We start from the raw sequence: 25,202 nt of genomic DNA on the forward strand, positions 1-25,202 counted from the left end.
GCGGAATTAGATGTAACTTGCACTCATTAGATTCTCTAACTTATTCTGTGTATACCGCAACGATCTAGTGGAGAGCGAGAAGACCCATGCAGGGAGAGGATCCGTTCGATCAGGGCGCCGGCAGCATCCTGCGCCAGCCGAAGGCCGTCTGGGCCACGGCGGGCGCCTCCGTCGTCGCGTTCATGGGAATCGGCCTGGTGGACCCGATTCTGCCGTCCATCGCCAAGGGCCTGGAGGCGACGCCGAGCCAGGTGTCCCTGCTCTTCACCTCGTACTTCCTGATCACCGCCGTGGCGATGCTCGTCACCGGCTTCGTGTCCAGCCGGATCGGCGGCCGCAAGACGCTCCTGGCCGGCCTCGCGCTCGTCGTCGTCTTCGCCGCGCTCTCCGGCACCTCGTCGTCCGTCGGCGAACTCGTCGGCTTCCGGGCCGGCTGGGGGCTGGGCAACGCGCTCTTCGTGTCGACCGCGCTGGCCGTGATCGTCGGTGCGGCGGCCGGCGGCAGCTCCGCGGCGATCCTGCTCTACGAGTCGGCACTCGGCCTCGGCATGGCCTGCGGGCCGCTGGTCGGCGCCCTGCTCGGTGACGCCAGCTGGCGCTACCCGTTCTTCGGCACGGCCGCGCTGATGGCCATCGGCTTCATCTGCATCACGGCGTTCCTGAAGGAACAGCCCAGGCCCGCCCGGAAGACCTCGCTGCTCGACCCGATCAAGGCGCTCGGCCACGGCGGTCTGGCCTCGGTCGCGACCTCGGCGTTCTTCTACAACTACTCGTTCTTCACGATCCTGGCGTTCACCCCGTTCGTGCTGAACATGACGCCGTACAGGTCGGGCGCGGTGTTCTTCGCCTGGGGTCTGCTGCTCGCGGTCTTCTCGGTGCTCGTCGCCCCGCGGCTGCAGGAGCGCTTCGGCTCGCTGAAGGTGCTCGGCGCCTCGCTGGTGCTGCTCGCCGTCGACCTGCTGGTCCTGGGATACGGCGACCACACCACCGCCGTCGTCTGCACGATCGTCTCCGGCGCCTTCATCGGCATGAACAACACCGTCTACACGGAGCTGGCGCTCGGTGTCTCGGACGCGCCGCGCCCGGTGGCGAGCGCGGGTTACAACTTCGTCCGCTGGTTCGCCGCGGCCGCCGCCCCGTACCTCGCCCCGAAGATCGAGGAGTGGAGTGACATCCACATCCCGTTCGTGGTCGCCGCGGTCACGGCCGTGGCCGGTGCGATCGTCGTCTGGATCCGGCGTTCGGCGCTGACCCACGAGGCGGAGGAGCTGGAGCCGAAGCACGCCACCGAGGACAGCGTCACGGTCTTCGCCGACTGACCTCTCCGCCCGCCCCGCACCGCCCCGCCCGCGGCTCCCCCTCCTGGCCGCGCGGCGGGGCTTCCGTATGCCCGGCCGACGTACGTCTCAGTCGAGCGCCACGGAGCCACGCAACGGATCACGCAGGTCCGTACCGTGCGAGAGCCACCGCTCCTGGAGCTCCTGCGCGCCCCTGACCCGCTTCCACGCGGCCTCGTTGTGCGTCATCGGCAGCAGCGGCAGGAACCGCACCGGCTCCATCGGCTCGTCCATCTCCAGGTCCTCCACCAGACCGCCCGGCTCGGCGACCAGTACGGAGCTGAACGGGGCCCCGGGCCACAGCGGTTCACCGACCTCCAGCGAGGCGCCGGGAGCCACGATCACTCCCTCGACCTGCGGGGAGGCCGCGAGCACGGCGAGCGGGCGCAGCACCTTGTCGGTGTCGGCGAGTCCGGCGCGCACGGAGAGGACCAGTTCGGCGCGCGGGCCCTTCACCGGGTCCACGAGGGCCGCGGTCGGGTCGGCCATCGGCTGTGCCGACATACCGAGCGTGGCGTAGCGCACCACATCGCCGTCGACGAAGCGCAGCACCTCGATCCGGTCCGTGCCGAGAAACGTCACTGCGGCCCGCGCGTCCGGTTCACCGAGGGCCGTAAGCAGCCGGGCCTCGACCAGAGCAAGAATTTCTCCCATCCCGCGAGCATAGGACGCGTATGGAACGGGCAAAGTAAGAGATTGGCCGTCAGTCGGCTGATAGTCTTGGCCGCTGGTCGGGGCAGCACGCAGAAGCGTCGCTCTCAGCCCCGACGACACGTCATCCCTCAAGGGGGACCGGCTGGAGGAGGTGGGGCTGCAATGGATCGAAGTCGACCGTGCAGTACCAACCGCTCTTCCGCACTCCACCTTTCTTGGTGATCTGAAGCCTTCTCGGTCAAGGCCCATGGCATTGCGCACGACGGAAGAGCACTCCTTTTTTGCCTGTCTGTAGCGAACGCCGTCATCGTGCCGCCGCGGTGCCGCCCGCTTTGCGGACGTGAGCACACGTCCCCATTCCGGGCTGTTCCACGTGCCCGACGACGGCCCTCCGTGAAGGAGCCAGCCATGTCGATGATCCGCGACCTGCGCGCCGCCGTGCGCCCGTCCCTGCGCAAGAGCAACGCCCTGCACAGCAGTTACGACGCCACCCGTGACCCCTCCGCCTCCAGCGCGGTCGTCGACTGCGCGGTCTACCGCGACGGACGGCGCCTGGAGAGCGGCACCTGCCGCACGCCGCACGAGGCGATGCTCCAGGTGCGGGAGGAGGGCGGCTTCGCCTGGATCGGCCTGCACGAGCCGACCGAGGAGGAATTCGCCGGTATCGCCCGGGAGTTCGGGCTGCACCCGCTCGCCGTCGAGGACGCCGTCCACGCCCACCAGCGCCCGAAGCTGGAGCGGTACGACGACACGCTGTTCACCGTCTTCAAGACCATCCACTACGTCGAGCACACCGAGCTCACCGCCACCAGCGAGGTGGTCGAGACCGGCGAGGTGATGTGCTTCACCGGCCGGGACTTCGTCATCACCGTGCGGCACGGCGGCCACGGCTCGCTGCGCGCGCTGCGGCACCGGCTGCAGGACGACCCCGAACTGCTCGCCAAGGGGCCGTCCGCGGTCCTGCACTCCATCGCCGACCATGTCGTCGACGGCTACATCGCGGTGGCCGGCGCCGTCCAGGACGACATCGACGAGGTGGAGATCGAGGTCTTCTCCACCCCGGCCAAGGGCAGCCCGCGCGGTTCGGACGCCGGCCGGATCTACCAGCTCAAGCGTGAGGTCCTGGAGTTCAAGCGGGCGGTGTCGCCGCTGCTGCGGCCGATGCAGCTGCTGAGCGAGCGGCCCATGCGGCTGATCGACCCGGACATCCAGAAGTACTTCCGTGACGTCGCCGACCACCTGGCGCGGGTGCACGAGGAAGTCATCGGCTTCGACGAACTGCTGAACTCGATCCTCCAGGCCAGCCTGGCGCAGGCGACCGTCGCGCAGAACGAGGACATGCGCAAGATCACGTCCTGGGCGGCCATCATCGCCGTACCGACGATGATCTGCGGCGTCTACGGCATGAACTTCAAGCACATGCCCGAGCTCCGCTGGACGTACGGCTACCCGATGGTGCTGGGCGTCATCGGGGTGGTCTGCTTCTCCATCCACCGCACGCTCAAGCGCAACGGCTGGCTCTGACACCGTCTCCGCCCGGTCCCATAGAGTTCGGTCATGACTGCTGCTGCCGCTGACGTGCCACTGGGCCGGGCCCTCGTCGAGGAGGCCACCAAGAAGTCCGGCCTCATCTGGGTGCGGGGCACCGGTCCCGCGCGGGCGCTGTGGCACGTATGGCACGAGGGCGCGGCGTATCTGGTCGGGGACGGCCCCGGCGAGCAGCCGCTCCCGGCCGGGCTCACCGACGGGTCCGCCGCCGAGGTGACCGTACGCAGCAAGGACAAGGGCGGCCGGCTGGTCGCCTGGACGGCCACCGTGACGGAACTCGCGCCGCACTCCGAACAGTGGGAGGCCGCGGTCGCCGAGCTCAAGGGCAAGCGGCTGAACGCACCGGACGCCGAGCTGATGACGGAGCGCTGGGCGCGCGAGTGCCGGGTGCTGCGGCTGACGCCCGGCGAGTTCCGTACGGAGCTGCCGGACGGCTCCCTGGCCGCGGCGCCCCTGCCGACGTCCGCGACCACGCGACGGCCGGTGCCTGCGGGGCTGCCGCGCCTGCTGAAGCAGGGGCGCAAGGGCTGACGGGGGCGGCGCGGCCCGCCTTCAGGACGCCTTCAGGACGCCGTTCTGGGCAGCTGTTTCCCGTAGTCGACCGTGTCCACCTGCGCCGGGGCCTCCAGGGGGAAGTCCTTGCCCCAGTCCGACAGGGTGACGATCCCCCCGCCGCCACCGCGCGCGAAACGCAGCGGATACGCCTTGCCCTCCAGCGAGACGTCGAGCAGGCCGCCCTCGCCCTTGCCGCCCATGATCTGGACGGTCCGGGTCGCGCCGACCTTCTGCCGGTCCCCCTTGTTGAGGGTGCCGTGCAGCGTGAGCATCCCGTCGAGCAGGGTCTTCTTGTCCGTGAAGCCGCGCAGCTGCTTGTACGTGGGGTCGTCCTGGGGCACCTTCACGTACTTGTTCTGGAGCTTGTCCGCGGCCGCGCCGCCCGCCTCGCTGTCGGCGCCGGGCTTCTCCTCGTGGCTCCAGAACCCGGAGTCCGCCTTCAGATAGAGCTCGTCGCCGATCCGCAGCAGCTCGAAGGTGCTGTCCTTCGAGACCACGGAGCCGGTGCCGCCCTTCTCCTTGAGCTGCATGTTGAGCTTGTACGTGCCGCCCTTGCTGACCAGGGTCCCGGCGAGGCGCACCGCGTCGGCGGCGTCCGCCGCGCCCTGTGCCTTCTTCTCGATCTCCGTGGCGTCCAGCTTGCCGACGCCGTTGGTCCCCTGGTCCGGATCCTCGCCGCCGCACCCCGTGAGGGCTGCTGCCAGCCCCGCACAGAGCAGGGCGGCGAGAGCGGTCCGGCGTCGGGCCCGGACGGGCGGAACGGAAGAGGTCACGGGCGCACTGCCTCTCATCTGCATCGCGGGGGGTGGCAGACGGCAGCGTACCTGTGCCGTACCCGCCGTCCGGCAGGGAGCCGTACGGACGGCTCCCCCGGGGCAACCCGGAGCGGTACGGGCTAGCCTGATCCCGTCATAACGGTTGATTGACTGCCAAACAGACCAGTCGGAGAAGTCGTACACGGAAGAAGGAGGCGCACGATGGCGGCAGGCGCCCCCCGGGTGTTCGTCTCCCACATCGCCGGCGTACCGGTCTTCGACCCCAACGGCGACCAGGTGGGCCGCGTGCGCGATCTGGTCGCGATGCTCCGGGTCGGCGGCAGGCCGCCCCGGCTGCTCGGGCTCGTCGTCGAGGTGCTCAGCCGCCGCCGGATCTTCCTCCCGATGACCCGGGTCACCGGGATCGAGTCCGGCCAGGTCATCACCACCGGCGTGGTCAACATGCGGCGCTTCGAACAGCGGCCCACCGAACGCCTGGTACTCGGCGAATTCCTCGACCGGCGGGTCCGCCTCGTGGAGACCGGCGAGGAGGTCACCGTCCTCGACGTCTCCGTCCAGCAGCTCCCGGCCCGCCGCGACTGGGAGATCGACAAGTACTTCGTACGCAAGGGCAAGGGCGGGGCGCTGCGCCGCAAGGGCGAGACCCTGACGGTCGAGTGGTCGGCGGTCAGCGGGTTCTCGCTGGAGGAGGTCGGGCAGGGCGCCGAGACCCTGGTCGCCACGTTCGAGCGGCTGCGCCCGACGGACGTGGCCAACGCGCTGCACCATCTGTCGCCGAAACGGCGGGCCGAGGTCGCTGCCGCGCTCGACGACGACCGGCTCGCCGATGTCCTGGAGGAGCTGCCCGAGGACGACCAGGTGGAGATCATCGGCAAGCTCCAGGAGGAACGCGCCGCCGACGTCCTGGAGGCGATGGACCCGGACGACGCGGCCGACCTGCTGTCCGAGCTGCCCGAGGAGGACAAGGAGCGGCTGCTGATGCTGATGCGGCCGGACGACGCGGCCGATGTGCGGCGCCTCCTGTCGTACGAGGAGCGGACCGCGGGCGGGCTGATGACCACCGAGCCGATCATCCTCCGGCCGGACGCGACGGTCGCCGACGCGCTCGCCCGGGTCCGGCAGGCGGACCTGTCCCCGGCGCTCGCCGCCCAGGTGTACGTGTGCCGGTCGCCCGACGAGACCCCGACCGGCAAGTACCTGGGCACCGTGCACTTCCAGCGGCTGCTGCGGGATCCGCCGTACGCCCTGGTCAGCTCGATCGTCGACAGCGATCTCGTCCCCCTCGTCCCGGACACCCCGCTGCCGGCCGTGACGAGCTATCTGGCCGCGTACAACCTGGTCTCGGTGCCCGTGGTGGACGAGAGCGGGTCGCTGCTCGGCGCGGTGACGGTCGACGACGTGCTCGACCATCTGCTGCCCGACGACTGGCGGGAGACGGACTTCCACGGCGAGGAGGGGGTCGCCCGTGGCCGCTGAGGAACGCTCGAAGACGACGCCGGCGGGGGCCTCGGGCATCGCGCGCCCGCCCCGTTCCCGGCTGGACCAGCCGAAGGACCCGCGCCGGCGGATGCTGCCCGACTACGACCCCGAGGCGTTCGGCCGGCTCTCCGAGCGGATCGCCCGCTTCCTGGGCACCGGACGGTTCATCGTCTGGATGACGCTGGTCATCATCGTCTGGTTGCTGTGGAACGTCTTCGCGCCCGTGGACCTGCGGTTCGACCCGTACCCGTTCATCTTCCTGACGCTGATGCTGTCGCTCCAGGCCTCGTACGCGGCCCCGCTGATCCTGCTCGCGCAGAACCGGCAGGACGACCGCGACCGGGTCACCCACGAGCAGGACCGCAAGCAGAACGAGCGCTCCATCGCGGACACCGAGTACCTCACACGGGAGATCGCGTCGCTGCGGATGGGGCTCGGCGAGGTCGCCACCCGCGACTGGATCCGCTCCGAACTGGAGGACCTCGCGAAGGATCTCGACGACCGGCTCCCCCTGCTCCCGGCCGAGAGCGACGAAGACCGCTGACGGATGCTACTCACGCGTAGCGGCAGGCGCCGGACGCCCTCCCGTCGCCCACCACCACCCTCAAGGAGCGTTGCGCGCACCCGTACTATCGAGGTATGGCTACGGAAGACGCGGTGCTTGAGGCACTGGCGACAGTGAACGACCCGGAGATCCACCGTCCGATCACCGAACTGGGCATGGTGAAATCGGTCGAGATCGATGCTGACGGTGCGGTCGCTGTCACGGTCTACCTCACGGTCTCGGGCTGCCCGATGCGCGAGACGATCACCAAGAACGTGACGGACGCGGTCGCCCGTGTCGAGGGCGTCTCGCGGGTCGACGTCACGCTCGACGTGATGAGCGACGAACAGCGCAAGGAGCTCGCGTCCTCGCTGCGCGGCGGCACGGCGGAGCGCGAGGTGCCGTTCGCCAAGCCCGGCTCGCTGACCCGCGTCTACGCGGTCGCGTCCGGCAAGGGCGGCGTCGGCAAGTCGTCCGTGACGGTGAACCTGGCGGCCGCGATGGCGGCCGACGGCCTCAAGGTCGGTGTCGTGGACGCGGACATCTACGGGCACAGCGTGCCGCGGATGCTCGGTGCGGACGGCAAGCCGACCCAGGTCGAGAACATGATCATGCCGCCGTCGGCGCACGGCGTGAAGGTCATCTCCATCGGCATGTTCACCCCGGGCAACGCCCCGGTGGTGTGGCGCGGACCGATGCTCCACCGCGCGCTCCAGCAGTTCCTCGCCGATGTGTACTGGGGCGACCTCGACGTCCTCCTGCTCGACCTGCCGCCGGGCACCGGCGACATCGCGATCTCGGTGGCGCAGCTCGTACCGAACGCCGAGATCCTGGTCGTCACGACCCCGCAGCAGGCGGCGGCCGAGGTGGCCGAGCGGGCCGGCTCGATCGCCGTGCAGACCCACCAGAAGATCGTCGGCGTCGTCGAGAACATGTCGGGCATGCCGTGCCCGCACTGCGACGAGATGGTCGACGTGTTCGGCTCGGGCGGCGGCGCGCGGGTCGCCGAGGGCCTGACGAAGACGGTCGGCGCGGAGGTGCCGGTGCTCGGCTCCATCCCGATCGACGTGCGGCTGCGCGAGGGCGGCGACGAGGGCAAGCCGGTCGTCCTGTCCGACCCCGACTCCCCGGCCGGCAAGGCGCTGCGCACCATCGCGGACAAGCTGGGCGGCCGTCAGCGCGGCCTGTCGGGCATGTCGCTGGGCATCACCCCGCGCAACAAGTTCTGAAGCGGCGGGCGGTGACCGGTCCCGGCCGGCCACCGCTCCGTCCCGCGCGTACGCACGTCTCCTCGCTACGCGTACGTATGACCGCGTCCTACGCCGTACGTGTGCCCGCGTCCTACGCGTACGTCGCGATGTCGCCGATCACGGAGAATCCCAGCCCGTACGCGCTCATCCCCCGCCCGTACGCGCCGATGTGCACTCCGCCGTGCGCCGATCCCGCCAGTACCCAGCCGAATTCGGACTCGCGGTAGTGGAACGGCACGGGGACACCGTCCACCGGCAGTGACAGCACCGACCACGCGGGGCTGTCCAGGTCGTCGGCGAGTTCGAAGGCCGTCTCCGTCTGCTGGTCCAGCCAGTCGTCGCGCAGTGCGTGGTCCATCTGCGCGGGCCTCGTACAGGCGAGCAGACCGGACCCGGCCAGCCAGGCCGCGGAGGACACCGTGGTGGCGTCCAGCACCCCCGTGCCGTCGCCGCTGCGCCGTACCGGGCTGCTGGCCATCGACACGACGACGGCGAACCGTTGCTTCTCGGCGCCCGCGTCGGCCCGGACCGACGGTTCGTCACCGTGACCGATGGAACCGTGCTGCACCGTGCCGTCCGCCGCGGTGCCCACCTGCATCAGCCGGCGCGGCCCGGTGAAGGCCTCGTCCAGTCCGTACCAGGGAAACGTGGCTGCCAGGTAGCCGTCGACAATACGCCGGGCCGCCGGCACCCCCTCTGCGGTGACTGTGCCCGGCGCATCTTCCGCGCCCACCCGACTTGTCGTCTCCATCTGCCCGGCCGCCTCCTCGATCCGTTGGGTCCGGAACGGCCCGCCCCCCAACGGGCGTACTCACAACCGGACAGATGGAGAATAGCCATACCGTCCGGACGAGCCGGGATTGGCTGGGGGTCAGGTGGCGTCGGCGTCGAACGGCGGCCGGTCGTCCTTGCCGGGCTGGTCACGCTTCTTGAGCAGGTCCGGAGCACCGGCGGAGCCGTTGGCGGCGGTGATCGCCGAGCCGCTCGACACGCTGCTCCGGGAGTCCGCGGACTCCACGTCCTTGCTCTCCCGGCCGTTCACCGCGTCGGTGACCTCGGCAAGATCCTTGCGCAGGTCGAAGCTCTCGCGGATCTCCTTCAGCCCCAGGTCGTCATTGCCGTCCATGAGCTGCTTGCGGACGAACGTCTTGGGGTTGAGGTCCTCGAACTCGAAGTCCTTGAACTCCGGGCCGAGCTCCGTACGGATGTCCTCCTTGGCGCTCTCCGAGAACTCACGGATCTTGCGGATGAAGCGCGAGGCGTCCTGGATGACCTTGGGCAGCTTGTCCGGGCCGAAGATCAGCACGCCCAGAATCGCGAGCGTCGCCAGCTCGAGTACGCCTATGTCATTGAACACCCTGTTGCTCCTCGTGTTCTCCGAGACCGTGTCGGTCGAGGTCCGGACCCGGCCCACGGTACCCGCCGCAACTGTCCGCGCGGTAGCGTCCCGGGGCTGTCACGTGCCGCTTGCCGAACCGAGCGTCAAAGAGATGGACAGGTCTTTACCACCGCGGGTCAGCGCGAGATCCAGACGGTCGCCCGGACGGTGCGCGCGGATCTTCACGATCAGCTCCTCGCCGCTGTGCACCCGCCGGCCGTCGACCTCGGTGATGACGTCCCCGGGCCTGATCCCGGCCTTGGCCCCGGGCCCGCCCGGCGTCACCGCGGGCTTGCCGGCCGCGCCCTTGGACCCGACCCTGGCGCCGTCCCCGGCGTACTTCATGTCGAGCGTGACACCGATCACCGGGTGGGTGGCCTTCCCGGTGTTGATCAGCTCCTCGGCGACCCGCTTGCCCTGGTTGATCGGGATGGCGAAGCCGAGGCCGATGGAACCCGCCTGTCCGCCCTCCTCGGCCGAGCCGCTGTCGGCGGCGCGGATGGCGCTGTTGATGCCTATGACATGGGCGTCGGTGTCGACGAGCGGGCCGCCGGAATTGCCCGGGTTGATCGGCGCGTCGGTCTGCAGCGCGTCGACGTAGCTGATGTCGCTGCCGTCACCCTTCTCGCCGCCTGCGGTGATCGGCCGGTCCTTGGCGCTGATGATGCCGGAGGTCACGGTGTTGGACAGGTCGAAGGGGGCGCCGATGGCCACCACGGGGTCACCGACCCGCACATTGTCCGAGTTGCCCAGCGGCAGCGGCTTGAGGCCGGAGACCCCGGTGACCTTGACCACGGCCAGGTCGTAGCCGCTGTCCTTGCCGACGACCTCGCCGCGCGCGGTCTCCCCGCCGCTGAACGTCACGGTGATCTCGCCGCCCTGACCGGCCGGGGCGACGACATGGTTGTTGGTGAGGATGTGGCCGGAGCCGTCGAGGACGAAGCCGGTGCCGGTGCCGGACTCGGTGGAGCCGCTGACGTGGAGGGTGACCACGCTGGGCAGGGCGCTGGCGGCGATGCCGGCGACGCTGTCGGGGGCCCGGCCGCCGCTGCTGCGGCCGGCCTGCGGGAGCTCGACCTGGGTGAGGCCGCCGTTGCGCTCGATGTAGGCCCCGATGCCGCCGCCGATCCCGCCCGCCACCAGGGCGAGCAGTACCGCACCGACGAGGAGGGAGCCGCGCCGGCTCTTCTTGCGTCCGGTGTCGGCCCCGAGCGGCGGGCCCGGGTTGGTGAGCGGCTGCCTGGGCGCACCCCAGGGGTCGTACTGGAGCCACTGCGTCGCCGCCTGCGGCTGCGATTGGGGCTGTGGCTGTGGCTGCTGAAGCTGGGGCTGCTGCTGGGGTTGCTGAGGCGTGTGGGGCGGGGGCGTGAAGCCGGGCGCGGGCGGGGCGGGGGCGGGAGCGGGCGACGTGGGGATGCCCGCGCCGTTCGTCCCCGTGTACTGCGGGGGTACGGGGGTGCCGTGCGCCGGGGTCGGGACCGGCCGCTGCACGGGTGGGGCGGGTGCCCAGGGGCCGGGGCCGCCGTAGGGCGGGGTGCTGTACTGATCGGGCTCGTGCAGGGGTGTCACGGGCCGTGCGGCAGGTACAGCGGCCACCGGCTCGGGTGCCGGGGACCGGGGCGGCGCGTCGGCCGGGTGCGATTCCGGCGCCGTGGTCGTGCGGCTCGCGCGGTCATCGGCGACCGCCGCGTCCGGCGCTGTCGCCGTGGACGCCGGGTCGGCCACGGGCGCCGGGTCCTCGATGGACGACGGCTCGTCCGGCGCTGTGCGGGTGGTGCGACCCGGCGTGGGCCGGCTCCACCACTTCGCCTTCGGCCCGGTGGACTTCCCGTCTTCCATGCTCTCCCCGCAACTGCCGCAACTGGCCTCTGCACGCCCCGACAGGGGCGTCCCTCCCGGAACTGCTCCCGGAATTCAACCAGGTTTGCGAATGCTTGCGCAGACCCCGGTCAGCGCCGGGAGGAAAGCGGCAGACCACGATCGGCGGGGGTGGGAAAGGCCGAGGCTGACGGCCGTGCCCAGGGCGGTGGTGACGACTGCGTCCCGGACGGTGGCGCGGAGGGCGTCGGGGGCTGTGGGGCGAGCCGCCCGAACACCTCGGCGAAGAGCGGGGTGGTGCCGGTCGGACGTATCAGCGGTGGCGCGGACACATTGGTCAGGACGTGCATGGCGAAGGGGTTTCCTGTCAGGCTCGCGGAGGAGAGCACCGCGGGAGTGGCGGAGGGGGCCGCCGGTGCGACGCTCGGCACTGCCGACGGGGCGGCGGCGATCGAGCGGTCGCCCGACCCCCTGGCCGCGAGCGTGCCGTGGCTGCCGCCGCCGCGGCGGCTGACCGAGCCGCCGCTCTCGCCGCGCGAGGGGGCGTCGAGCGGGGTCACCGCGTTCCCGGCGCCCGTGGCACGGGCCGCGGAGCTGAAACCCGCGCCCGGCTGCAGGGCGCCGCCGAGGGCGATGGCCGCCAGCGAGACGGCACCCGCCGCCGCGAAGGCGAATCGCCGGCCGCGCCAGGGCGACCGCTCCGCCTCGCGGCCCACCTCGTGGATCCGGAAGCCGGAACGGGAGGGGCCACCCGGCAGTACGGCGGTCGAGCCGTGCGGGGTCGGGAGGAAGCCGAAGCCGCCGAACGGCCGGTTTCCCGGCGAATCCGGGCGGCTGCCGGACGGCTGGATCACGGGGAAGAGCCCGTCCGCGAAGCGCCCGGAGCCGCCGAATGGTCTGTCCTGGCTGTCGTCGTCACCCCCCGGCCCCCCGGGAAGGCCCTGCAGCCGGGCGAGGAACCCCTCGGACGGCGACGGCGGGGCGGACTGGGCGAAGACACTCTTCAGGCGTCGCTGCGCCGCTGCCTCGGCCTTGCACTTGGCGCAGGTCGCGAGGTGGGCGAGCACCCGCTCGCGGGCGTCGTGTTTCAGCTCGCCGTCGACAAGCGCGGCAAGGCGGTCCCCCAGGTGTTGTTCCGCGGGGGTCGGACCTGTGCCGCTCACGCCGTTCCGCCCTCCCCCGCCAGGACCGCGCCCGCCAGCGAGCGCTGCTCGGCACGGGCCTCGGGCGAACGGTGCTGCAACGCCTTGCGCAGATGCGAGCGACCGCGGTGGATACGGCTGCGCACGGTACCGAGCTTCACGCCCAGCGTCGCGGCGATCTCCTCGTACGAAAGTCCCTCGATGTCACAGAGCACGACGGCGGCACGGAATTCCGGCGCGAGGGTGTCCAGCGCCTGCTGCACATCCGCGTCGAAGTGGGTGTCGTTGAAGACCTGCTGCGGGGACGGCTCACGGCTCGGCAGCCGCTCGGCGGCGTCGTCGCCCAGGGAGTCGAAGCGGATCCGCTGCTTACGACGGACCATGTCCAGGAACAGGTTGGTCGTGATGCGGTGCAGCCAGCCCTCGAACGTGCCCGGCGTGTAGGTCGACAGCGACCGGAACACGCGGACGAAGACCTCTTGCGTGAGGTCCTCGGCGTCGTGCTGGTTGCCCGTCAGCCGGTAGGCGAGGCGGTAGACCCGGCCGCTGTGCGTGCTGACGATCTCTTCCCATGAGGGTGGCGTCCACGCCTGGGAATCCGCATCTGAGGCGAAGGTCGCGGTCGTCGCGGAGTCGTTGGAAGAACGGTCAGCAATGTTGGTCACGGATTTCGGCTCACCCGCCGACCTGAGAAAGCGCCGCAGCACTCCTCCCCGATCCACAGGCGCAGCCGCACCTCCCCTATCGGCTCTGGTGGTGTCCAGTGGAGCCCCTACCATAGCCACCTCGCCCGTTAGCTCCGGATAAGCCTTTTTCCTGCTGGGGCCGGGGATCGCCCCCGGGAACCGCCGGCCGGTGGATCCCGGACCCGATCCGCGGGCCGATTCCACAGGCTCTCCCCTGTGCCTTCATAACGCCCGGTCCCATCTGCGGGTTCCCGGGTGCAGCGGATACAGTCACCGTTGCGCCAACTACGGGGACAGGAGAGGGTCATTACCGCCAACCGGCAGACGAGCTGGGCGTTCGCCGACGCCTTTGTCGCCGAGGACGAAGCACTGCACTGGGCCCGGGACCGGGCCCGGGAGGCGGGGCTCCGCTCGGTGTCGCCAGGTACCGGCGCCGCGCTGCGCTTGCTCGCTGCCACGACGGACGCCAAAGCGGTGGCCGAAATCGGCACCGGGACCGGCGTGTCCGGGCTCTATCTGCTGCACGGAATGCGGCCCGACGGCGTGCTGACCACGGTCGACCCGGAGCCCGAGCGCCAGCAGTTCGCCCGTGAGGCCTTCCGGGCCGCGGGGTACGCCGCCAATCGGGCCCGCTTCATTCCCGGCCGCGCCCTGGACGTGCTGCCGCGGCTCGCGGACGGCGGATACGACCTCGTGTTCTGCGACGGCGACCGGCTGGAGAGCCTGGACTGTCTCGCTGAATCGTTGCGCCTGCTGCGCCCCGGCGGCCTGGTCTGCTTCGAGGGCGTCTTCGCGGACGGCCGTACGGTCGACTCCGCGGCGCAGCCCGCGGAGGTGCTGCGGCTGCGGGAGCTGCTGCGCGCGGTGCGGGAGAGCCAGGAACTGATGGCGACGCTGTTGCCGGTGGGCGACGGGCTGCTGTGCGCGGTGCGCAGGGGCTGACGCCCACGGCGGCCACGGGGCCGGGGACTCGCCCGCGCCCCCGGGCGAGCCGGACGGGCCGGTCGGTCAGGTCGGTCGGTCGGTCGGTCAGGAACGGTCGTGAACGCATCACTGCCCCGGCACGGACACCGTGCCGGGGCAGTGATGAAGTGTGGGCGCCTCTGCTCAGCCGACGACCTTCTTGAGGGCATCGCCGAGTGCATCGGCCTCGTCCGGAGTCAGCTCCACGACAAGCCGACCGCCGCCTTCGAGCGGAACGCGCATGACGATGCCCCGCCCCTCCTTTGTCACCTCGAGCGGGCCGTCGCCCGTCCGCGGCTTCATGGCCGCCATGCTCGTTCCCCTTCCTGAAACCAGCTCATCGCAACCGGCGGCCCCATGACAGGCGCTGTGTCACCGGCATCGAACACATTGCTTCCAGGCCATTATCCCGCATCACAGACCCCGATGACCAACATCGGTCGGCATCGCTTGCGCAACGCGCTCTCTCAAAACCACCCAATTCGGCGATCGGCCTGCGATACTCCGCCGTCCGCACCCCCGCATCGGGGCTCAATTGTTAGACGCAGGTCACATGTCGGCTCCCGCCCGAGTCGGCCATGCTTGCCTGGACAGGCATAGCCCGAGGTGCGAAGGGGACGACGAAATGGCCGACCACATGGCGGACAGCGTGCGCTACGAAGTGAGCGACGGACTCGCGACGATCACGATCAACCGTCCCGACGCGATGAACGCCATGAACACCGCGGCCAAGGTGGCGCTCCGCGACGCGCTGAAGTCGGCGGCGGCCGACACCGCCGTACGTGCCGTTCTGCTCACCGCGACCGGGCGGGCGTTCTGCGTCGGCCAGGATCTCAAGGAGCATGTGGCCACGCTCGAAAGCACCCGCGAGGCGGGCAGCGGCAATGCGCTGAGCACGGTGCAGGAGCACTACAACCCGGTCGTGCGGGCCATCGCCGAGATGCCCAAGCCGGTCGTCGCCGGGGTCAACGGGGTCGCCGCCGGTGCCGGTTTCGGCTTCGCGCTCGCCTGCGACTACCGGGTCGTCGCCGACACCGCCTCGTTCAACACCTCCTTCGCCGGTGTGGCCCTCACCGCCGACTCGGGCGTCTCCTGGACGCTGCCGCGCCTGATCGGGCAGAGCCGCGCCGCCGACCTGCTGCTCTTCCCGCGCTCGATCTCCGCGCAGGACGCCCATGAGCTGGGCATCGTGAACAAGCTGGTGCCCGCCGCCGACCTGGCCGCCGAGGCCGCCGCCGTGGCCCGCGCCCTGGCGTCCGGCCCCACGGTGGCGTACGCGGCGCTGAAGGAGTCCCTGGCCTACGGCGCCGGTCACACGCTGAGCGAGGCGCTGGAGAAGGAGGACGAGCTCCAGACCAGGGCGGGCGCGTCCGAGGACCACACGATCGCGGTGCAGGCGTTCCTGAACAAGGAGAAGCCGAAGTACCTCGGCCGGTAGCCGCCGGACGGCCTACGCCGGCACGGTTCTACGCCCGGCCGCCGCGCGCCACGCAGTCGGCCAGGTGGTCGTCGACCAGGCCGCAGGCCTGCATCAGGGCGTAGGCCGTCGTGGGTCCGACGAAGCGCACACCGCGCTTCTTGAGGTCCTTGGCCAGCGCCGTGGACTCCGGTGTGACCGCCGGGACGTCGCCGAGGGTGCGCGGGGCGGGGCGGCCCGCCGGGTCGGGGGCGTAGGACCAGATCAGTTCGTCCAGCTCGCCGGCGCCCCAGCCGGCCAGCACCTTGGCGTTGGCGAGGGTCGCCTCGATCTTCGCGCGGTTGCGGATGATGCCGGCGTCGGCGAGGAGGCGCTCCTTGTCGGCGTCGGTGAACTCGGCCACCGCGGGGATCTTGAACCCGGCGAAGGCGGAGCGGAAGCCCTCCCTGCGGCGCAGGATCGTCAGCCAGGAGAGGCCCGACTGGAAGGCCTCCAGGCAGAGCCGCTCGAAGAGGGCGTCGTCGCCGTGGACGGGCCGGCCCCATTCGGTGTCGTGATACGTGAGGTAGTCCTCGGTGGAGAGCCCCCAGGGACAGCGCAGTCCGCCGTCCGGGGCCGCTTCCGCGCCGCCGCTCATCGCCGGGGCTCCTCTCCGGGGTGCTCGGTCGGCCGCGGGTCCTGCCGGGGCGCCTCCCACGGCGCCTGCGGGCGGTCCTCGGGCCCCTCCCACCCCTGCTGCGGCTGTTCCTCCGGACGGTCCTCGGGCCGCTCCCGGCCCGGCTGCGGCTGTTCCTGCGGACGCTCGATGAGACCGGGGCCGCCGACCGCGGTCGCCTGCGCGCCGACCAGCGCCGATTCCAGCTCCGCGATCCGCGCGTCCCGCTCGGAGAGCTCGGCGCTGAGCCGGTCGAGCGCCTCGTCGACATCCATCATGCGGTAGCCGCGCACGGCCACCGGCAGCCGCAGCGCGTCGACATCCGCGCGGCCGACCGGCCGGGTCGCGGGCAGTGGGTCGGTCAGCTGCTCGGGCGCCACGTCCTGCAGGACGGCGCTCTTCCCCCCGCCGACCACCGCAAGGGTGACCGCGGCCACGACCACGACCATCGTCACCAGCAAGAACCAGAACACGCGCATCTCCCCGGGAGCGGAAACCTGTCCGGGTCCGATCGTGTCATGCGGCACCGACAGCCGGTGCCCACCGGGCCAGGCACTAGGGTCTGTCCGGCGGATCAGGGCCGCGACCCCGGCCATGATCCGCCGGCCGGGCCCTGGGGTCGCAGGCGACTCACGGGCGATCTACCAGAGGAGAAACGCGGGATGCGAAGCGGTGCGCTCAGGCTGGGGCGGCGCGAATTCGGTGCGCACGAGCCGGTGATCATGGCGATCGTGAACCGTACCCCGGACTCCTTCTACGACCAGGGCGCGACCTTCCGGGACGAACCCGCGCTCGCCCGGGTCGAGCAGGCCATCGCGGACGGTGCGGCGATCGTCGACATCGGGGGTGTGAAGGCGGGTCCCGGCGAGGAGGTGACCGCCGAGGAGGAGGCGCGCCGCACGGTCGGGTTCGTCGCGGAGGTGCGCCGCCGTCACCCGGACGTGGTGATCAGCGTCGACACCTGGCGCCACGATGTCGGCGAGGCGGTCTGCGAGGCCGGCGCGGATGTGCTGAACGACGCGTGGGGCGGCGTCGACCCGAAGCTCGCGGAGGTCGCCGCGCGGTACGGCGCCGGTCTGGTGTGCACGCACGCGGGCGGCGCCGAGCCGCGCACCCGGCCGCACCGGATCGCGTACGACGACGTGATGGCGGACATCCTGCGGGTGACGGTGGGGCTGGCCGAGCGCGCGGTCGCGCTCGGGGTGCGGGCCGACGGGATCATGATCGATCCCGGTCATGACTTCGGGAAGAACACCCGGCACTCCCTGGAAGCGACGCGCCGGCTCGGCGAGATGACGGAGACCGGCTGGCCGGTGCTCGTCTCGCTGTCCAACAAGGACTTCGTCGGCGAGACGCTCGACCGCCCGGTGAAGGAGCGGGTGATCGGGACGCTGGCGACCACGGCCGTGTCGGCGTGGCTGGGGGCGCAGGTGTACCGGGTGCACGAGGTGGCGGAGACCCGGCAGGTGCTGGACATGGTGGCGTCCATCGCGGGGCACCGGGACCCGGCCGTGGCGCGGCGCGGACTGGCGTGACCGGGGCGGGGACGGGGCCCTGGGACGGGCCCCGCTCCCCGGACGGGCGCTACCGGCCGACCTCCTTCGTCACGAGGTCGACCGCTTCGTCCACGTCGTCCGTGACGTGGAACAGCAGCAGGTCGTGCTCGGACGCCTTGCCCTGCGCCACCACCGTGTCCCGTAGCCAGTCCACGAGACCGCTCCAGTACTCGGTGCCGAACAGCACGATCGGGAAGCGGGTGACCTTGCCCGTCTGGACGAGGGTGAGCGCCTCGAAGAGTTCGTCCAGGGTGCCGAGACCGCCGGGCAGCACGACGAAGCCCTGCGCGTACTTCACGAACATCGTCTTGCGGACGAAGAAGTAGCGGAAGTTGACGCCGATGTCGACGTGCGGGTTGAGGCCGGACTCGAAGGGCAGCTCGATGCCGAGACCGACCGAGACGCCCTTCGCCTCCCGCGCCCCCTTGTTCGCCGCCTCCATCGCCCCGGGCCCGCCTCCGGTGATCACCGCGAAGCCGGCCTCGACCAGGGCCTTGCCGATCCGTACGCCCGCCTCGTAGTCGGGTCCGCCGGCCGGGCTGCGGGCCGAACCGAAGACGCTGATCGCGCTCGGCAGCTCGGCCAGCGCGCCGAATCCCTCGACGAACTCCGACTGGATGCGCATCACCCGCCAGGGGTCGGTGTGCACCCACTCGGAGTCGCCCTCGGTGTCCAGCAACCGCTGATCGGTGGTGCCGGGCTGTACCTGTTCCCTGCGGCGCAGTACCGGTCCGAGCCGCTGCTCCTCCGGGACCTGCGCTCCCTCGGGGTTGCCCATGACCTGCTCCCTCCGACGACGATCGACGACCGGAAGATCCCGGAGGATCAATGGTCATCCGTGTCAGGTCAGGGTAGATCCATGGAGGTTACGGACAGGAGAATGCCGTGGGTCAGCCGGTGAGCCAGGAGCGGAGCCGCTCCTCGCAGTGGGTGATCCGCTCGACCACCACGTGCTCGTCGCGCTTGTGGGCGAACAGCGGGTCGCCCGGTCCGTAGTTCACCGCGGGGACGCCGAGGGAGCCGAAGCGGGAAACGTCCGTCCAGCCGAACTTGGGCCGGGCGGTGCCGCCCACCGCCGCCATGAACGCCCTGGCCGCCGGGTGGGAGAGGCCGGGCATGGCCGCGCCCGAGTGGTCGTCGACGACGAATTCGGCGACGCCGCAGTCCGCGAAGACCTCGTGGACGTGGGCCAGCGCCTCCTCGGCGGTCCGGTCGGGTGCGTACCGGAAATTGACCACGACGGTGCAGGCGTCCGGGATGACGTTGTTGGCGACGCCCCCCTCGATCCGTACGGCGTTCAGGCCCTCGTGGTATTCGAGGCCGTCGATGACCGGGCGGCGCGGTTCGTACGCGGCGAGGCGGGCCAGGATCGGGGCGGCGGCGTGGATGGCGTTGGACCCCATCCAGCCGCGCGCGGAATGGGCCCGCTCCCCCTCGGTGTGGAGGAAGACCCGCAGGGTGCCCTGGCAGCCGCCCTCGACCTCGGCGTCGGAGCCCTCCAGCAGGACCGCGAAGTCGCCCGTCAGCCAGTCGGGGTGGGCGTCGGCGATGTGGCCGAGCCCGTTGAGGTGCGCGGCGACCTCTTCGTTGTCGTAGAAGACGAAGGTCAGGTCGCGGTTGGGCTCGGGCACGGTCGCGGCGATCCTCAGCTGGACCGCGACGCCCGACTTCATGTCGGAGCTGCCGCAGCCCCACAGCACCCCGTCGTCGTCGAGCCGGGACGGCACGTTGTCGGCGATCGGCACGGTGTCGATGTGCCCGGCGAGCACCACCCGCTCGGCCCGGCCGAGGTTCGTCCTGGCCACGACGTTGTTGCCGTACCGGTCGACGGTCAGGTGCGGGAGGGTGCGCAGGGCCGACTCGATCGCGTCCGCGAGGTCCTTCTCCTGACCGCTGACCGAGGGGAAGTCGACGAGCCGGGCGGTGAGCGCCGGGCCGTCCAGGGTGAGGTCAAGTGTGGTTTCGGGCATGGAACCGACCCTAAGGGACCGGCGCCTCCCGTCCGGATCGGGCCGGATCGGGGAGCGGTGCCGGGTTCACGGGCCCGGCATGATCCAGCAGAGGGGCCCTGGGGCCCTCGGCCCCGGTCCGGCACTCCAGTACGGTGGGCCCGTGCCCCGGACCGTCTCCCCCGCCCGCCGACACACCGGCCGCAGCCGCCTCCTGCGTATCGCTGCCGGCCTTGTCGTGCTCGCCGCGCTCGGCGGCTATCTGACCGTTCAGTACATAACCGGCAGCAAGGTCGTCGAAGGGTGCGTCGTCGAGTCGGCCGATGGTTCGGACGGCGAGAGCCGTACGTACCGGATGAGCCCGGAACAGGCCGTCAACGCCGCGACGATCTCCGCGGTCGGCACCTCGCGCGGGATGCCGGAGCGTGCCGTGACGATCGCGCTGGCGACCGCGCTCCAGGAGTCCGGGCTGCACAACATCGAGCACGGGGACCGGGATTCGCTGGGGCTGTTCCAGCAGCGCCCCTCGCAGGGCTGGGGCACCGAGAAGCAGATCCTGGACCCGGTCTACTCCGCCGGGGAGTTCTACCGGCATCTGGCCGAGGTCCCCGGTTACTCGCGGCTGCCGCTGACGGTCGCCGCGCAGCGGGTCCAGCGCAGCGGTTTCCCGCAGGCGTACGCGAAGCACGAGCCGGACGCGGCCCTGCTGGCGGCGGCGCTGACCGGTCGTACGCCCGCCTCGCTGAACTGCGCGCCGCCGCGGGCGACGGCCGCGAGCGCCGACTCGGCGAAGGTACGGGCGGAGCTGGTGCGGGCCTTCGGCAAGGACGTGCTGCCCGCGGTGACGACGGCGGCGCAGGACGGCGGGGCCGCGGCCGGTGCGGCGGCGACGAGCACGGTCTCGGTGCCGGTGCCCGCGACCCGGGCGTCCGGGGACGGCGGCGCGGCCCGGCGCGGCTGGGAGCTCGCGCACTGGGCGGTCGCGCAGTCCGAGGCGCTCCGCCTGGCCGAGGTCTCGTACGCGGGCCGGGTGTGGGAGGCCGGGTCGGGCTGGCGGACGGAACGTAAGGATTCGGGCACCACCGACGTCCGGATCAAGCTCGCGCTCTAGTTCACGCGTTCACCCGGAAGTGCCATCCGGCCGGTTTTGAGCGCCCCCTCGCACAACCCCCTCCCGCCGCCGCCTTCCGGCACCTCAATTCCCCTGCCGGCAAAGGAAAGTGACGGTTCATCGACGAACCCGGGAATGCAGCGTTTGCCCGGGTTCCTCCACTGCAGATGATCTGACGCATTACCGACTCTTTACCCGAGCCCACCGCAACCTCCCCCGCCCTTTCGACGGTTGTCATTGCGTCCGATCAACGGACAGACCTATTCCTCATTCCGTCGAAGGAGCATCATGTCCCTCCCCCTGACCCGCCGGATCGCCCGTGCCGCGCTGCTGATCGCCGCGGGTGCGGCCCCCGTGGTCGGCGCGGCCGGAGCCGCGGGTGCCGCGGAGCTGCCGCAGACCCCGGAGCTCGGCGGTCTGACCACCGTCGACGGCGCCGGTCTCGGCAAGACGGTCGACGGCGCGTCGCAGCAGGGCGCCAAGGTGGCGGGCGACACCGGCGGCAAGATCGCCGGAACGACCCTCCCGGCCGCCGGCAAGACCGTCGGCAAGGCCGGCGCCGAGGCCACCCCCGCCGTGCAGAAGGCCGCGGGCGGCGCCGCCGGCAGCGCGGGCGAGGTCCTCGGCAACGCCGCCGGTGCCGCGACCGGGGGCGGCCTGCCCACCCAGGGTCTGCCGCTCGGCTGACCCGTCCCGGCCACCGGCCGGCCGCAGCACCACACGCGCGCGGGGCCCCGGGAGTGCGCACTCCCGGGGCCCCGCGCGCGTACCGCCGTTCCCGGGCTCAGGCCAGCCGCTTGACCGCTGCCGCCACCCGCTCGTCCGTCGCCGTGAACGCCACCCGTACGAAGCGGTCGCCGGCCGGTCCGTAGAAGTCGCCCGGCGCCACCAGGATGCCGAGCTCCGCCAGGTACGCCACGGTCTCCCAGCACGGTTCGTCGCGTGTCGCCCACAGGTAGAGGCTCGCCTCGCTGTGCTCGATCCGGAAGCCGTGCGCCTCCAGCGCGGTGCGCAGGGCCGCGCGCCGCGCCGCGTACCGGGTCCGCTGCTCTGCGACGTGCTCGTCGTCGCCGAGCGCCGCGACCGCCGCCGCCTGGACCGGGGCCGGCGTCATCATGCCGCCGTGCTTGCGGATCAGCAGCAGCTCGCTCAGCACGGCCGCGTCGCCCGCGATGAAGGCCGCGCGGTATCCGGCCAGGTTGGAGCGCTTGGAGAGCGAGTGGACGGCGACGATGCCCTCGTACGTACCGCCGCAGACGTCCGGGTGCAGCACGGAGACCGGTTCGGCGTCCCAGCCCAGCTCCAGGTAGCACTCGTCGCTGAAGACCAGCACGTCGTGCTCGCGGGCCCAGGCGACGATCCGGATCAGCTCGTCCTTGGACAGGACGCGGCCGGTCGGGTTCGACGGCGAGTTGAGCCAGAGCAGCTTGAGGCCGGCCGGGTCGAGCTCGGTCGGGTCGTCGTAGACGACGGGCTCGGCGCCGCAGAGCCGGGCGCCCACCTCGTAGGTCGGGTAGGCCAGGCGCGGGTACGCCACCTTGTCGCCCGCGCCGAGACCGAGCTGGGTCGGCAGCCAGGCCACCAGTTCCTTGGAGCCGACGACCGGCAGGACGTTCCGGTCCGTCACTCCGACCGCGCCGAGCCGCCGCTCCACCCACCCGGTGATCGCGTCACGCAGCTCGGCGGTCCCCCACACCGTCGGATAGCCGGGGCTGTCCGCCGCGTCGACGAGTGCCCGCTGGATCAGCTCGGGCACCGGGTCGACGGGCGTGCCGACGGACAGGTCCACGATGCCGTCGGGGTGGGCCCCGGCCGTCGACTTGTAGGGCGCGAGCTTGTCCCAGGGGAAGACCGGGAGACGGGAGGAGACTGCGGACACGGATCTCTGCTTTCTCGTACGGGGGTCACGAGGGGCGTGCGGGTTCACGAGGGACGCACGGAGTCACGAGGGACACAGAGAGTCACGAGGGACACTCGGGCCGCTCGTCACTCGGGCGTGGAAACGCCTCGGTCCCGCACGGTGACGAGCCGTACGGGACCGGGGCGGCGCACATGCTGGCCGCTGACTACTGGTTCTGCGGCGGCAGCGCGGCGATGAACGCGTGGTCGCGCTCGATCAGGCCCAGCTTGGAGGCACCACCGGGCGACCCGAGGTCGTCGAAGAACTCGACGTTGGCCTTGTAGTAGTCCTTCCACTCCTCGGGGGTGTCGTCCTCGTAGAAGATGGCCTCGACCGGGCACACCGGCTCACAGGCTCCGCAGTCGACGCATTCGTCCGGGTGGATGTACAAGGACCGCTGGCCCTCGTAGATGCAGTCGACGGGGCACTCTTCGATGCAGGCCTTGTCCTTTACGTCGACACAAGGCTGCGCGATGACGTAGGTCACGCTGTCGTTCCTCCTCGGTAGGGCGTTGGCTCTCGCGCGGGAGCGCGGCGTCGTCGATGCCCGCCCCTAGTATCTCCGTTCCGGGGCACGAACCGAACAGGAGGGGCATACAGAGCTGTGGAATTCACCATCGGCGGACAGCTCACGGTCCGAATCACACCGGCTGACGTGGGCAAACGGGTATCAGTCCGGCGTGTGTGCGAGACCGGCCCGCAAGGAGCGAAGTTCGCCGACACGGTAGGAGTTCTCACATCATGGGACAACGGTGTGCTCTCGATCACACCGAAGAGCGGTGAATCCGTCCGTATCGCGGAATCCGCGCTGGTGGCGGGCAAGGTGGTGCCCGCCGCTCCGGCCCGTCGGCGCGGTCCGGCGGCCTCGTTCGAAGAGCTCGCGCCCGTCTGCGCCCGTGCCTGGCAGCCGGTGGAGAGCGAGCCGCTGGGCGACTGGCGGCTGCGCGCCGCGCAGGGATTCACCCGGCGCGCCAATTCCGTGCTGCCGCTCGGCGATCCGGGCGTCCCGCTCGACGAGGCGCTCGGGCGCGTCCGGCGGTGGTACGGGGAACGGGACCTGCCCGCGTACATCCAGACCGCGACCGGCGCCGAGGGCACCCAGGAGCTGCTCTGCGCGGAGCTCGAGGAGCGCGGATGGCGCCGCGAGGTGACGGCGGAGGTACGCACCGGCGGGCTCGCCCCGATCGGTGATCTGGACGCGGATGTGTCCCGGGTACGGCTGAGCCGGGACCTCGACGAGACATGGCTCTCCCGCTACCAGCGCTTCGACACCCCGGGCCCGCACGTCCTGGCGGTGCTGCGCGGCGGGCCCTCGGTGTGGTTCGCCTCCGTGCCCGGTGACCGCGAGGACTCCGTGCCCGCCGCGATCGGGCGGTGCGTGGTGGACGGGCGCTGGGCCGGCTTCATGGCCGTCGAGGTCGATCCGGCGTACCGGCGCCGGGGGCTCGCCACCGCCGTGATGACCGCGCTCGCCCGCAAGGCCCTGGAGGAGGGCGCGTCGGCGGCGTGGCTCCAGGTGGAGTCGGACAACGAGGGGGCGCGGGCGCTGTACGAGGGCATGGGGTTCACGGTCCACCACCTGTACCACCACTTCCGCTCGGCGTGACGGACAGGGACGGGCCCGATGAATCCTGAACCCGCTGGACGGCCGGAGCACCCGGACCGGGACGAGCTGCGCCGGCAGTTCGCCGAGGAGGCGCGCGCCGAACGGCCGGACCTCGCGCTGCTCTGCCTGCTGCTGGGCGCGATGGCCGATCCCGCGCTGGACGTGAACGGGATCGACGCGGCGCAGATCGAACTGGACGAGCTGGCGGGCCGGCTTCCGTACGGGGTGCGGGGCGGCCGGGCCTGGGCCTCGGCACTGGCCGAACTGCTCGGCGAGCGGTACGGCTTCGCGGGCTCGTCGGCGGACTACCAGCGGCTGGAGTCGTCGCTGCTGCACGAGGTGCTGCGCAGGCGCCGCGGGCTGCCGATCCTGCTGTCCGTGGTGTGGATCGAGGTCGCGCGGCGGGCGGGCGCCCCGGTGTACGGGGTGGCGCTGCCCGGTCATTTCGTCGTCGGCTTCGGCGATCCGGCCGAGCGGGTGCTGGCCGACCCGTTCGACGGCGGCCGGCCGATGACCGGGCAGGACGCGGAGCTGCTGGTGGCGGGGACCACCGGGGAGCCGCTGGAGGAGTCGATGCTGGTGCCCGCGCGGCCGCTGGAGATCGTGCTGCGGATCCTGAACAACATCAGGGCGTGGGCGGCGGCCCGTCCGGAGCACACGGATGTGGCGCTGTGGGCGGTGGACCTGTCGCTGCTGCTCCCCTCGCATCCGGCCAGGCTGCGTTACGAGCGCGCGCAGCTGCTCGTCCAGAGCGGGCAGTTCCTGCGCGGGGCGGTGGAGATGGAGGAGTACGCGGACGTGGTCGACGGGGTCGAGCCGGCGGCGGCGGAGGCGATCCGGCGACGGGCGCGGGCGGCGCGGTCGTTGCTGAACTGAGG

At 71.5% G+C, this 25,202-nt stretch carries 27 protein-coding genes; 13 read left to right on the top strand and 14 right to left on the bottom strand.

Annotated elements, in window-relative coordinates; all coding sequences use genetic code 11:
- Positions 1–86: 86 nt before the first annotated feature.
- Positions 87–1,319, top strand: coding sequence for an MFS transporter (locus tag OG520_RS13725; protein WP_406013352.1), 1,233 nt, complete (start codon positions 87–89; stop codon positions 1,317–1,319).
- Positions 1,320–1,406: 87 nt separating this feature from the next.
- Here the strand turns inward: OG520_RS13725 and OG520_RS13730 are convergent, their stop codons facing one another.
- A complete protein-coding gene (locus tag OG520_RS13730; RefSeq protein WP_266414650.1) occupies positions 1,407–1,991 on the bottom strand; it encodes a suppressor of fused domain protein in 585 nt (194 codons plus the stop codon).
- A 408-nt stretch (positions 1,992–2,399) separates the two neighbouring features.
- On the opposite strand from OG520_RS13730, the gene OG520_RS13735 reads away from it, so the two are divergent.
- Both OG520_RS13735 and OG520_RS13740 read left to right on the top strand, forming a co-directional pair.
- Positions 2,400–3,515, top strand: a complete 1,116-nt coding sequence (locus tag OG520_RS13735) for a magnesium and cobalt transport protein CorA (RefSeq protein WP_266414652.1) — start codon at positions 2,400–2,402, stop codon at positions 3,513–3,515.
- 33 nt (positions 3,516–3,548) lie between these two features.
- A complete protein-coding gene (locus OG520_RS13740; protein ID WP_406013353.1) occupies positions 3,549–4,070 on the top strand; it encodes a hypothetical protein in 522 nt (173 codons plus the stop codon).
- A gap of 32 nt (positions 4,071–4,102) precedes the next feature.
- Here OG520_RS13740 and OG520_RS13745 read toward each other — a convergent pair whose 3' ends face one another.
- On the bottom strand, positions 4,103–4,867 hold the full coding sequence (locus tag OG520_RS13745; RefSeq protein ID WP_385551124.1) for a hypothetical protein: 765 nt from the start codon (positions 4,865–4,867) through the stop codon (positions 4,103–4,105).
- Between the two features lie 204 nt (positions 4,868–5,071).
- On the opposite strand from OG520_RS13745, the gene OG520_RS13750 reads away from it, so the two are divergent.
- The 3 genes from OG520_RS13750 to OG520_RS13760 all read left to right on the top strand — a co-directional run bounded on the left by OG520_RS13750 (position 5,072) and on the right by OG520_RS13760 (position 8,122).
- A complete protein-coding gene (locus OG520_RS13750) occupies positions 5,072–6,346 on the top strand; it encodes a magnesium transporter MgtE N-terminal domain-containing protein (protein ID WP_399328828.1) in 1,275 nt (424 codons plus the stop codon).
- A complete protein-coding gene (locus OG520_RS13755) occupies positions 6,336–6,893 on the top strand; it encodes a DUF1003 domain-containing protein (protein WP_399328827.1) in 558 nt (185 codons plus the stop codon). Before OG520_RS13750 ends, OG520_RS13755 begins: the two co-directional genes overlap by 11 nt.
- Before the next feature lie 95 nt (positions 6,894–6,988).
- Positions 6,989–8,122 carry an Mrp/NBP35 family ATP-binding protein gene (locus tag OG520_RS13760; protein WP_266414663.1) on the top strand — a complete coding sequence of 378 codons (1,134 nt, stop codon included), beginning with the start codon at positions 6,989–6,991 and terminating at the stop codon, positions 8,120–8,122.
- Positions 8,123–8,234: 112 nt separating this feature from the next.
- On the opposite strand, the gene OG520_RS13765 is transcribed toward OG520_RS13760, so the two are convergent.
- From OG520_RS13765 to sigE, 5 genes are all read right to left on the bottom strand, one after another.
- Entirely contained in the window at positions 8,235–8,894 is a 660-nt protein-coding gene (locus OG520_RS13765; RefSeq protein ID WP_406013354.1) for a hypothetical protein, read from the bottom strand.
- Between the two features lie 120 nt (positions 8,895–9,014).
- Positions 9,015–9,500, bottom strand: coding sequence for a sec-independent translocase (locus OG520_RS13770; protein ID WP_266414667.1), 486 nt, complete (start codon positions 9,498–9,500; stop codon positions 9,015–9,017).
- 99 nt (positions 9,501–9,599) lie between these two features.
- The gene (locus OG520_RS13775) at positions 9,600–11,360 is read right to left on the bottom strand and encodes a trypsin-like peptidase domain-containing protein (RefSeq protein WP_406013355.1); all 1,761 of its coding nucleotides are present in this window, start codon (positions 11,358–11,360) and stop codon (positions 9,600–9,602) included.
- A gap of 110 nt (positions 11,361–11,470) precedes the next feature.
- Positions 11,471–12,502 (bottom strand): zf-HC2 domain-containing protein, encoded by a 1,032-nt coding sequence (locus OG520_RS13780; RefSeq protein ID WP_406013356.1) that lies wholly within the window; start codon positions 12,500–12,502, stop codon positions 11,471–11,473.
- The gene (gene sigE, locus OG520_RS13785; protein WP_389984909.1) at positions 12,499–13,260 is read right to left on the bottom strand and encodes an RNA polymerase sigma factor SigE; all 762 of its coding nucleotides are present in this window, start codon (positions 13,258–13,260) and stop codon (positions 12,499–12,501) included. The genes OG520_RS13780 and sigE overlap by 4 nt, the downstream gene beginning before the upstream one ends.
- Positions 13,261–13,443: 183 nt before the next feature.
- Between sigE and OG520_RS13790 the strand changes: the two genes are divergently transcribed.
- A complete protein-coding gene (locus OG520_RS13790; protein WP_329919566.1) occupies positions 13,444–14,109 on the top strand; it encodes an O-methyltransferase in 666 nt (221 codons plus the stop codon).
- A 165-nt stretch (positions 14,110–14,274) separates the two neighbouring features.
- Here OG520_RS13790 and OG520_RS13795 read toward each other — a convergent pair whose 3' ends face one another.
- Positions 14,275–14,442: a DUF3117 domain-containing protein gene (locus OG520_RS13795; RefSeq protein WP_003966491.1), complete on the bottom strand. Its 168-nt coding sequence runs from the start codon at positions 14,440–14,442 to the stop codon at positions 14,275–14,277.
- Between the two features lie 313 nt (positions 14,443–14,755).
- Between OG520_RS13795 and OG520_RS13800 the strand changes: the two genes are divergently transcribed.
- Complete coding sequence (locus tag OG520_RS13800) at positions 14,756–15,568, top strand: enoyl-CoA hydratase/isomerase family protein (protein WP_406013357.1); 813 nt, start codon at positions 14,756–14,758, stop codon at positions 15,566–15,568.
- 28 nt (positions 15,569–15,596) lie between these two features.
- Here OG520_RS13800 and OG520_RS13805 read toward each other — a convergent pair whose 3' ends face one another.
- Both OG520_RS13805 and OG520_RS13810 read right to left on the bottom strand, forming a co-directional pair.
- Positions 15,597–16,184, bottom strand: a complete 588-nt coding sequence (locus tag OG520_RS13805; protein WP_266414677.1) for a DNA-3-methyladenine glycosylase I — start codon at positions 16,182–16,184, stop codon at positions 15,597–15,599.
- The gene (locus OG520_RS13810) at positions 16,181–16,681 is read right to left on the bottom strand and encodes a DivIVA domain-containing protein (RefSeq protein ID WP_406013358.1); all 501 of its coding nucleotides are present in this window, start codon (positions 16,679–16,681) and stop codon (positions 16,181–16,183) included. The genes OG520_RS13805 and OG520_RS13810 overlap by 4 nt, the downstream gene beginning before the upstream one ends.
- Before the next feature lie 183 nt (positions 16,682–16,864).
- On the opposite strand from OG520_RS13810, the gene folP reads away from it, so the two are divergent.
- Complete coding sequence (folP, locus tag OG520_RS13815) at positions 16,865–17,737, top strand: dihydropteroate synthase (protein ID WP_399328820.1); 873 nt, start codon at positions 16,865–16,867, stop codon at positions 17,735–17,737.
- Positions 17,738–17,786: 49 nt separating this feature from the next.
- Here the strand turns inward: folP and OG520_RS13820 are convergent, their stop codons facing one another.
- Both OG520_RS13820 and dapE read right to left on the bottom strand, forming a co-directional pair.
- Positions 17,787–18,536 carry a TIGR00730 family Rossman fold protein gene (locus tag OG520_RS13820; protein ID WP_399328819.1) on the bottom strand — a complete coding sequence of 250 codons (750 nt, stop codon included), beginning with the start codon at positions 18,534–18,536 and terminating at the stop codon, positions 17,787–17,789.
- Between the two features lie 112 nt (positions 18,537–18,648).
- On the bottom strand, positions 18,649–19,728 hold the full coding sequence (dapE, locus tag OG520_RS13825) for a succinyl-diaminopimelate desuccinylase (RefSeq protein WP_399328818.1): 1,080 nt from the start codon (positions 19,726–19,728) through the stop codon (positions 18,649–18,651).
- A 142-nt stretch (positions 19,729–19,870) separates the two neighbouring features.
- Between dapE and OG520_RS13830 the strand changes: the two genes are divergently transcribed.
- Positions 19,871–20,818, top strand: a complete 948-nt coding sequence (locus OG520_RS13830; RefSeq protein WP_399328817.1) for a hypothetical protein — start codon at positions 19,871–19,873, stop codon at positions 20,816–20,818.
- A 288-nt stretch (positions 20,819–21,106) separates the two neighbouring features.
- Entirely contained in the window at positions 21,107–21,505 is a 399-nt protein-coding gene (locus OG520_RS13835; RefSeq protein ID WP_406013359.1) for an ATP-binding protein, read from the top strand.
- A 97-nt stretch (positions 21,506–21,602) separates the two neighbouring features.
- Here the strand turns inward: OG520_RS13835 and dapC are convergent, their stop codons facing one another.
- Both dapC and fdxA read right to left on the bottom strand, forming a co-directional pair.
- On the bottom strand, positions 21,603–22,697 hold the full coding sequence (gene dapC, locus OG520_RS13840; protein WP_406013360.1) for a succinyldiaminopimelate transaminase: 1,095 nt from the start codon (positions 22,695–22,697) through the stop codon (positions 21,603–21,605).
- A gap of 187 nt (positions 22,698–22,884) precedes the next feature.
- Positions 22,885–23,205 carry a ferredoxin gene (gene fdxA / locus OG520_RS13845; RefSeq protein ID WP_018956287.1) on the bottom strand — a complete coding sequence of 107 codons (321 nt, stop codon included), beginning with the start codon at positions 23,203–23,205 and terminating at the stop codon, positions 22,885–22,887.
- A 117-nt stretch (positions 23,206–23,322) separates the two neighbouring features.
- Between fdxA and OG520_RS13850 the strand changes: the two genes are divergently transcribed.
- Positions 23,323–24,324 (top strand): GNAT family N-acetyltransferase, encoded by a 1,002-nt coding sequence (locus OG520_RS13850; protein WP_406013361.1) that lies wholly within the window; start codon positions 23,323–23,325, stop codon positions 24,322–24,324.
- A gap of 18 nt (positions 24,325–24,342) precedes the next feature.
- Entirely contained in the window at positions 24,343–25,200 is an 858-nt protein-coding gene (locus tag OG520_RS13855; protein ID WP_406013362.1) for a tetratricopeptide repeat protein, read from the top strand.
- Positions 25,201–25,202 lie beyond the last annotated feature (2 nt).

It is taken from the genome of Streptomyces sp. NBC_00984, assembly GCF_045162475.1.
Lineage (GTDB): Bacteria > Actinomycetota > Actinomycetes > Streptomycetales > Streptomycetaceae > Streptomyces.

Coding starts and splice junctions, on each gene's coding strand:
- OG520_RS13725 (WP_406013352.1), top strand. CDS start 87: ATGCAGGGAGAGGATCCGTTCGATCAGGGCGCCGGCAGCATCCTGCGC.
- OG520_RS13730 (WP_266414650.1), bottom strand. CDS start 1,991: ATGGGAGAAATTCTTGCTCTGGTCGAGGCCCGGCTGCTTACGGCCCTC.
- OG520_RS13735 (WP_266414652.1), top strand. CDS start 2,400: ATGTCGATGATCCGCGACCTGCGCGCCGCCGTGCGCCCGTCCCTGCGC.
- OG520_RS13740 (WP_406013353.1), top strand. CDS start 3,549: ATGACTGCTGCTGCCGCTGACGTGCCACTGGGCCGGGCCCTCGTCGAG.
- OG520_RS13750 (WP_399328828.1), top strand. CDS start 5,072: ATGGCGGCAGGCGCCCCCCGGGTGTTCGTCTCCCACATCGCCGGCGTA.
- OG520_RS13760 (WP_266414663.1), top strand. CDS start 6,989: ATGGCTACGGAAGACGCGGTGCTTGAGGCACTGGCGACAGTGAACGAC.
- OG520_RS13765 (WP_406013354.1), bottom strand. CDS start 8,894: ATGGAGACGACAAGTCGGGTGGGCGCGGAAGATGCGCCGGGCACAGTC.
- OG520_RS13775 (WP_406013355.1), bottom strand. CDS start 11,360: ATGGAAGACGGGAAGTCCACCGGGCCGAAGGCGAAGTGGTGGAGCCGG.
- sigE (WP_389984909.1), bottom strand. CDS start 13,260: ATGGTAGGGGCTCCACTGGACACCACCAGAGCCGATAGGGGAGGTGCG.
- OG520_RS13795 (WP_003966491.1), bottom strand. CDS start 14,442: ATGGCGGCCATGAAGCCGCGGACGGGCGACGGCCCGCTCGAGGTGACA.
- OG520_RS13800 (WP_406013357.1), top strand. CDS start 14,756: ATGGCCGACCACATGGCGGACAGCGTGCGCTACGAAGTGAGCGACGGA.
- OG520_RS13805 (WP_266414677.1), bottom strand. CDS start 16,184: ATGAGCGGCGGCGCGGAAGCGGCCCCGGACGGCGGACTGCGCTGTCCC.
- OG520_RS13810 (WP_406013358.1), bottom strand. CDS start 16,681: ATGCGCGTGTTCTGGTTCTTGCTGGTGACGATGGTCGTGGTCGTGGCC.
- folP (WP_399328820.1), top strand. CDS start 16,865: ATGCGAAGCGGTGCGCTCAGGCTGGGGCGGCGCGAATTCGGTGCGCAC.
- OG520_RS13820 (WP_399328819.1), bottom strand. CDS start 18,536: ATGGGCAACCCCGAGGGAGCGCAGGTCCCGGAGGAGCAGCGGCTCGGA.
- dapE (WP_399328818.1), bottom strand. CDS start 19,728: ATGCCCGAAACCACACTTGACCTCACCCTGGACGGCCCGGCGCTCACC.
- OG520_RS13835 (WP_406013359.1), top strand. CDS start 21,107: ATGTCCCTCCCCCTGACCCGCCGGATCGCCCGTGCCGCGCTGCTGATC.
- OG520_RS13855 (WP_406013362.1), top strand. CDS start 24,343: ATGAATCCTGAACCCGCTGGACGGCCGGAGCACCCGGACCGGGACGAG.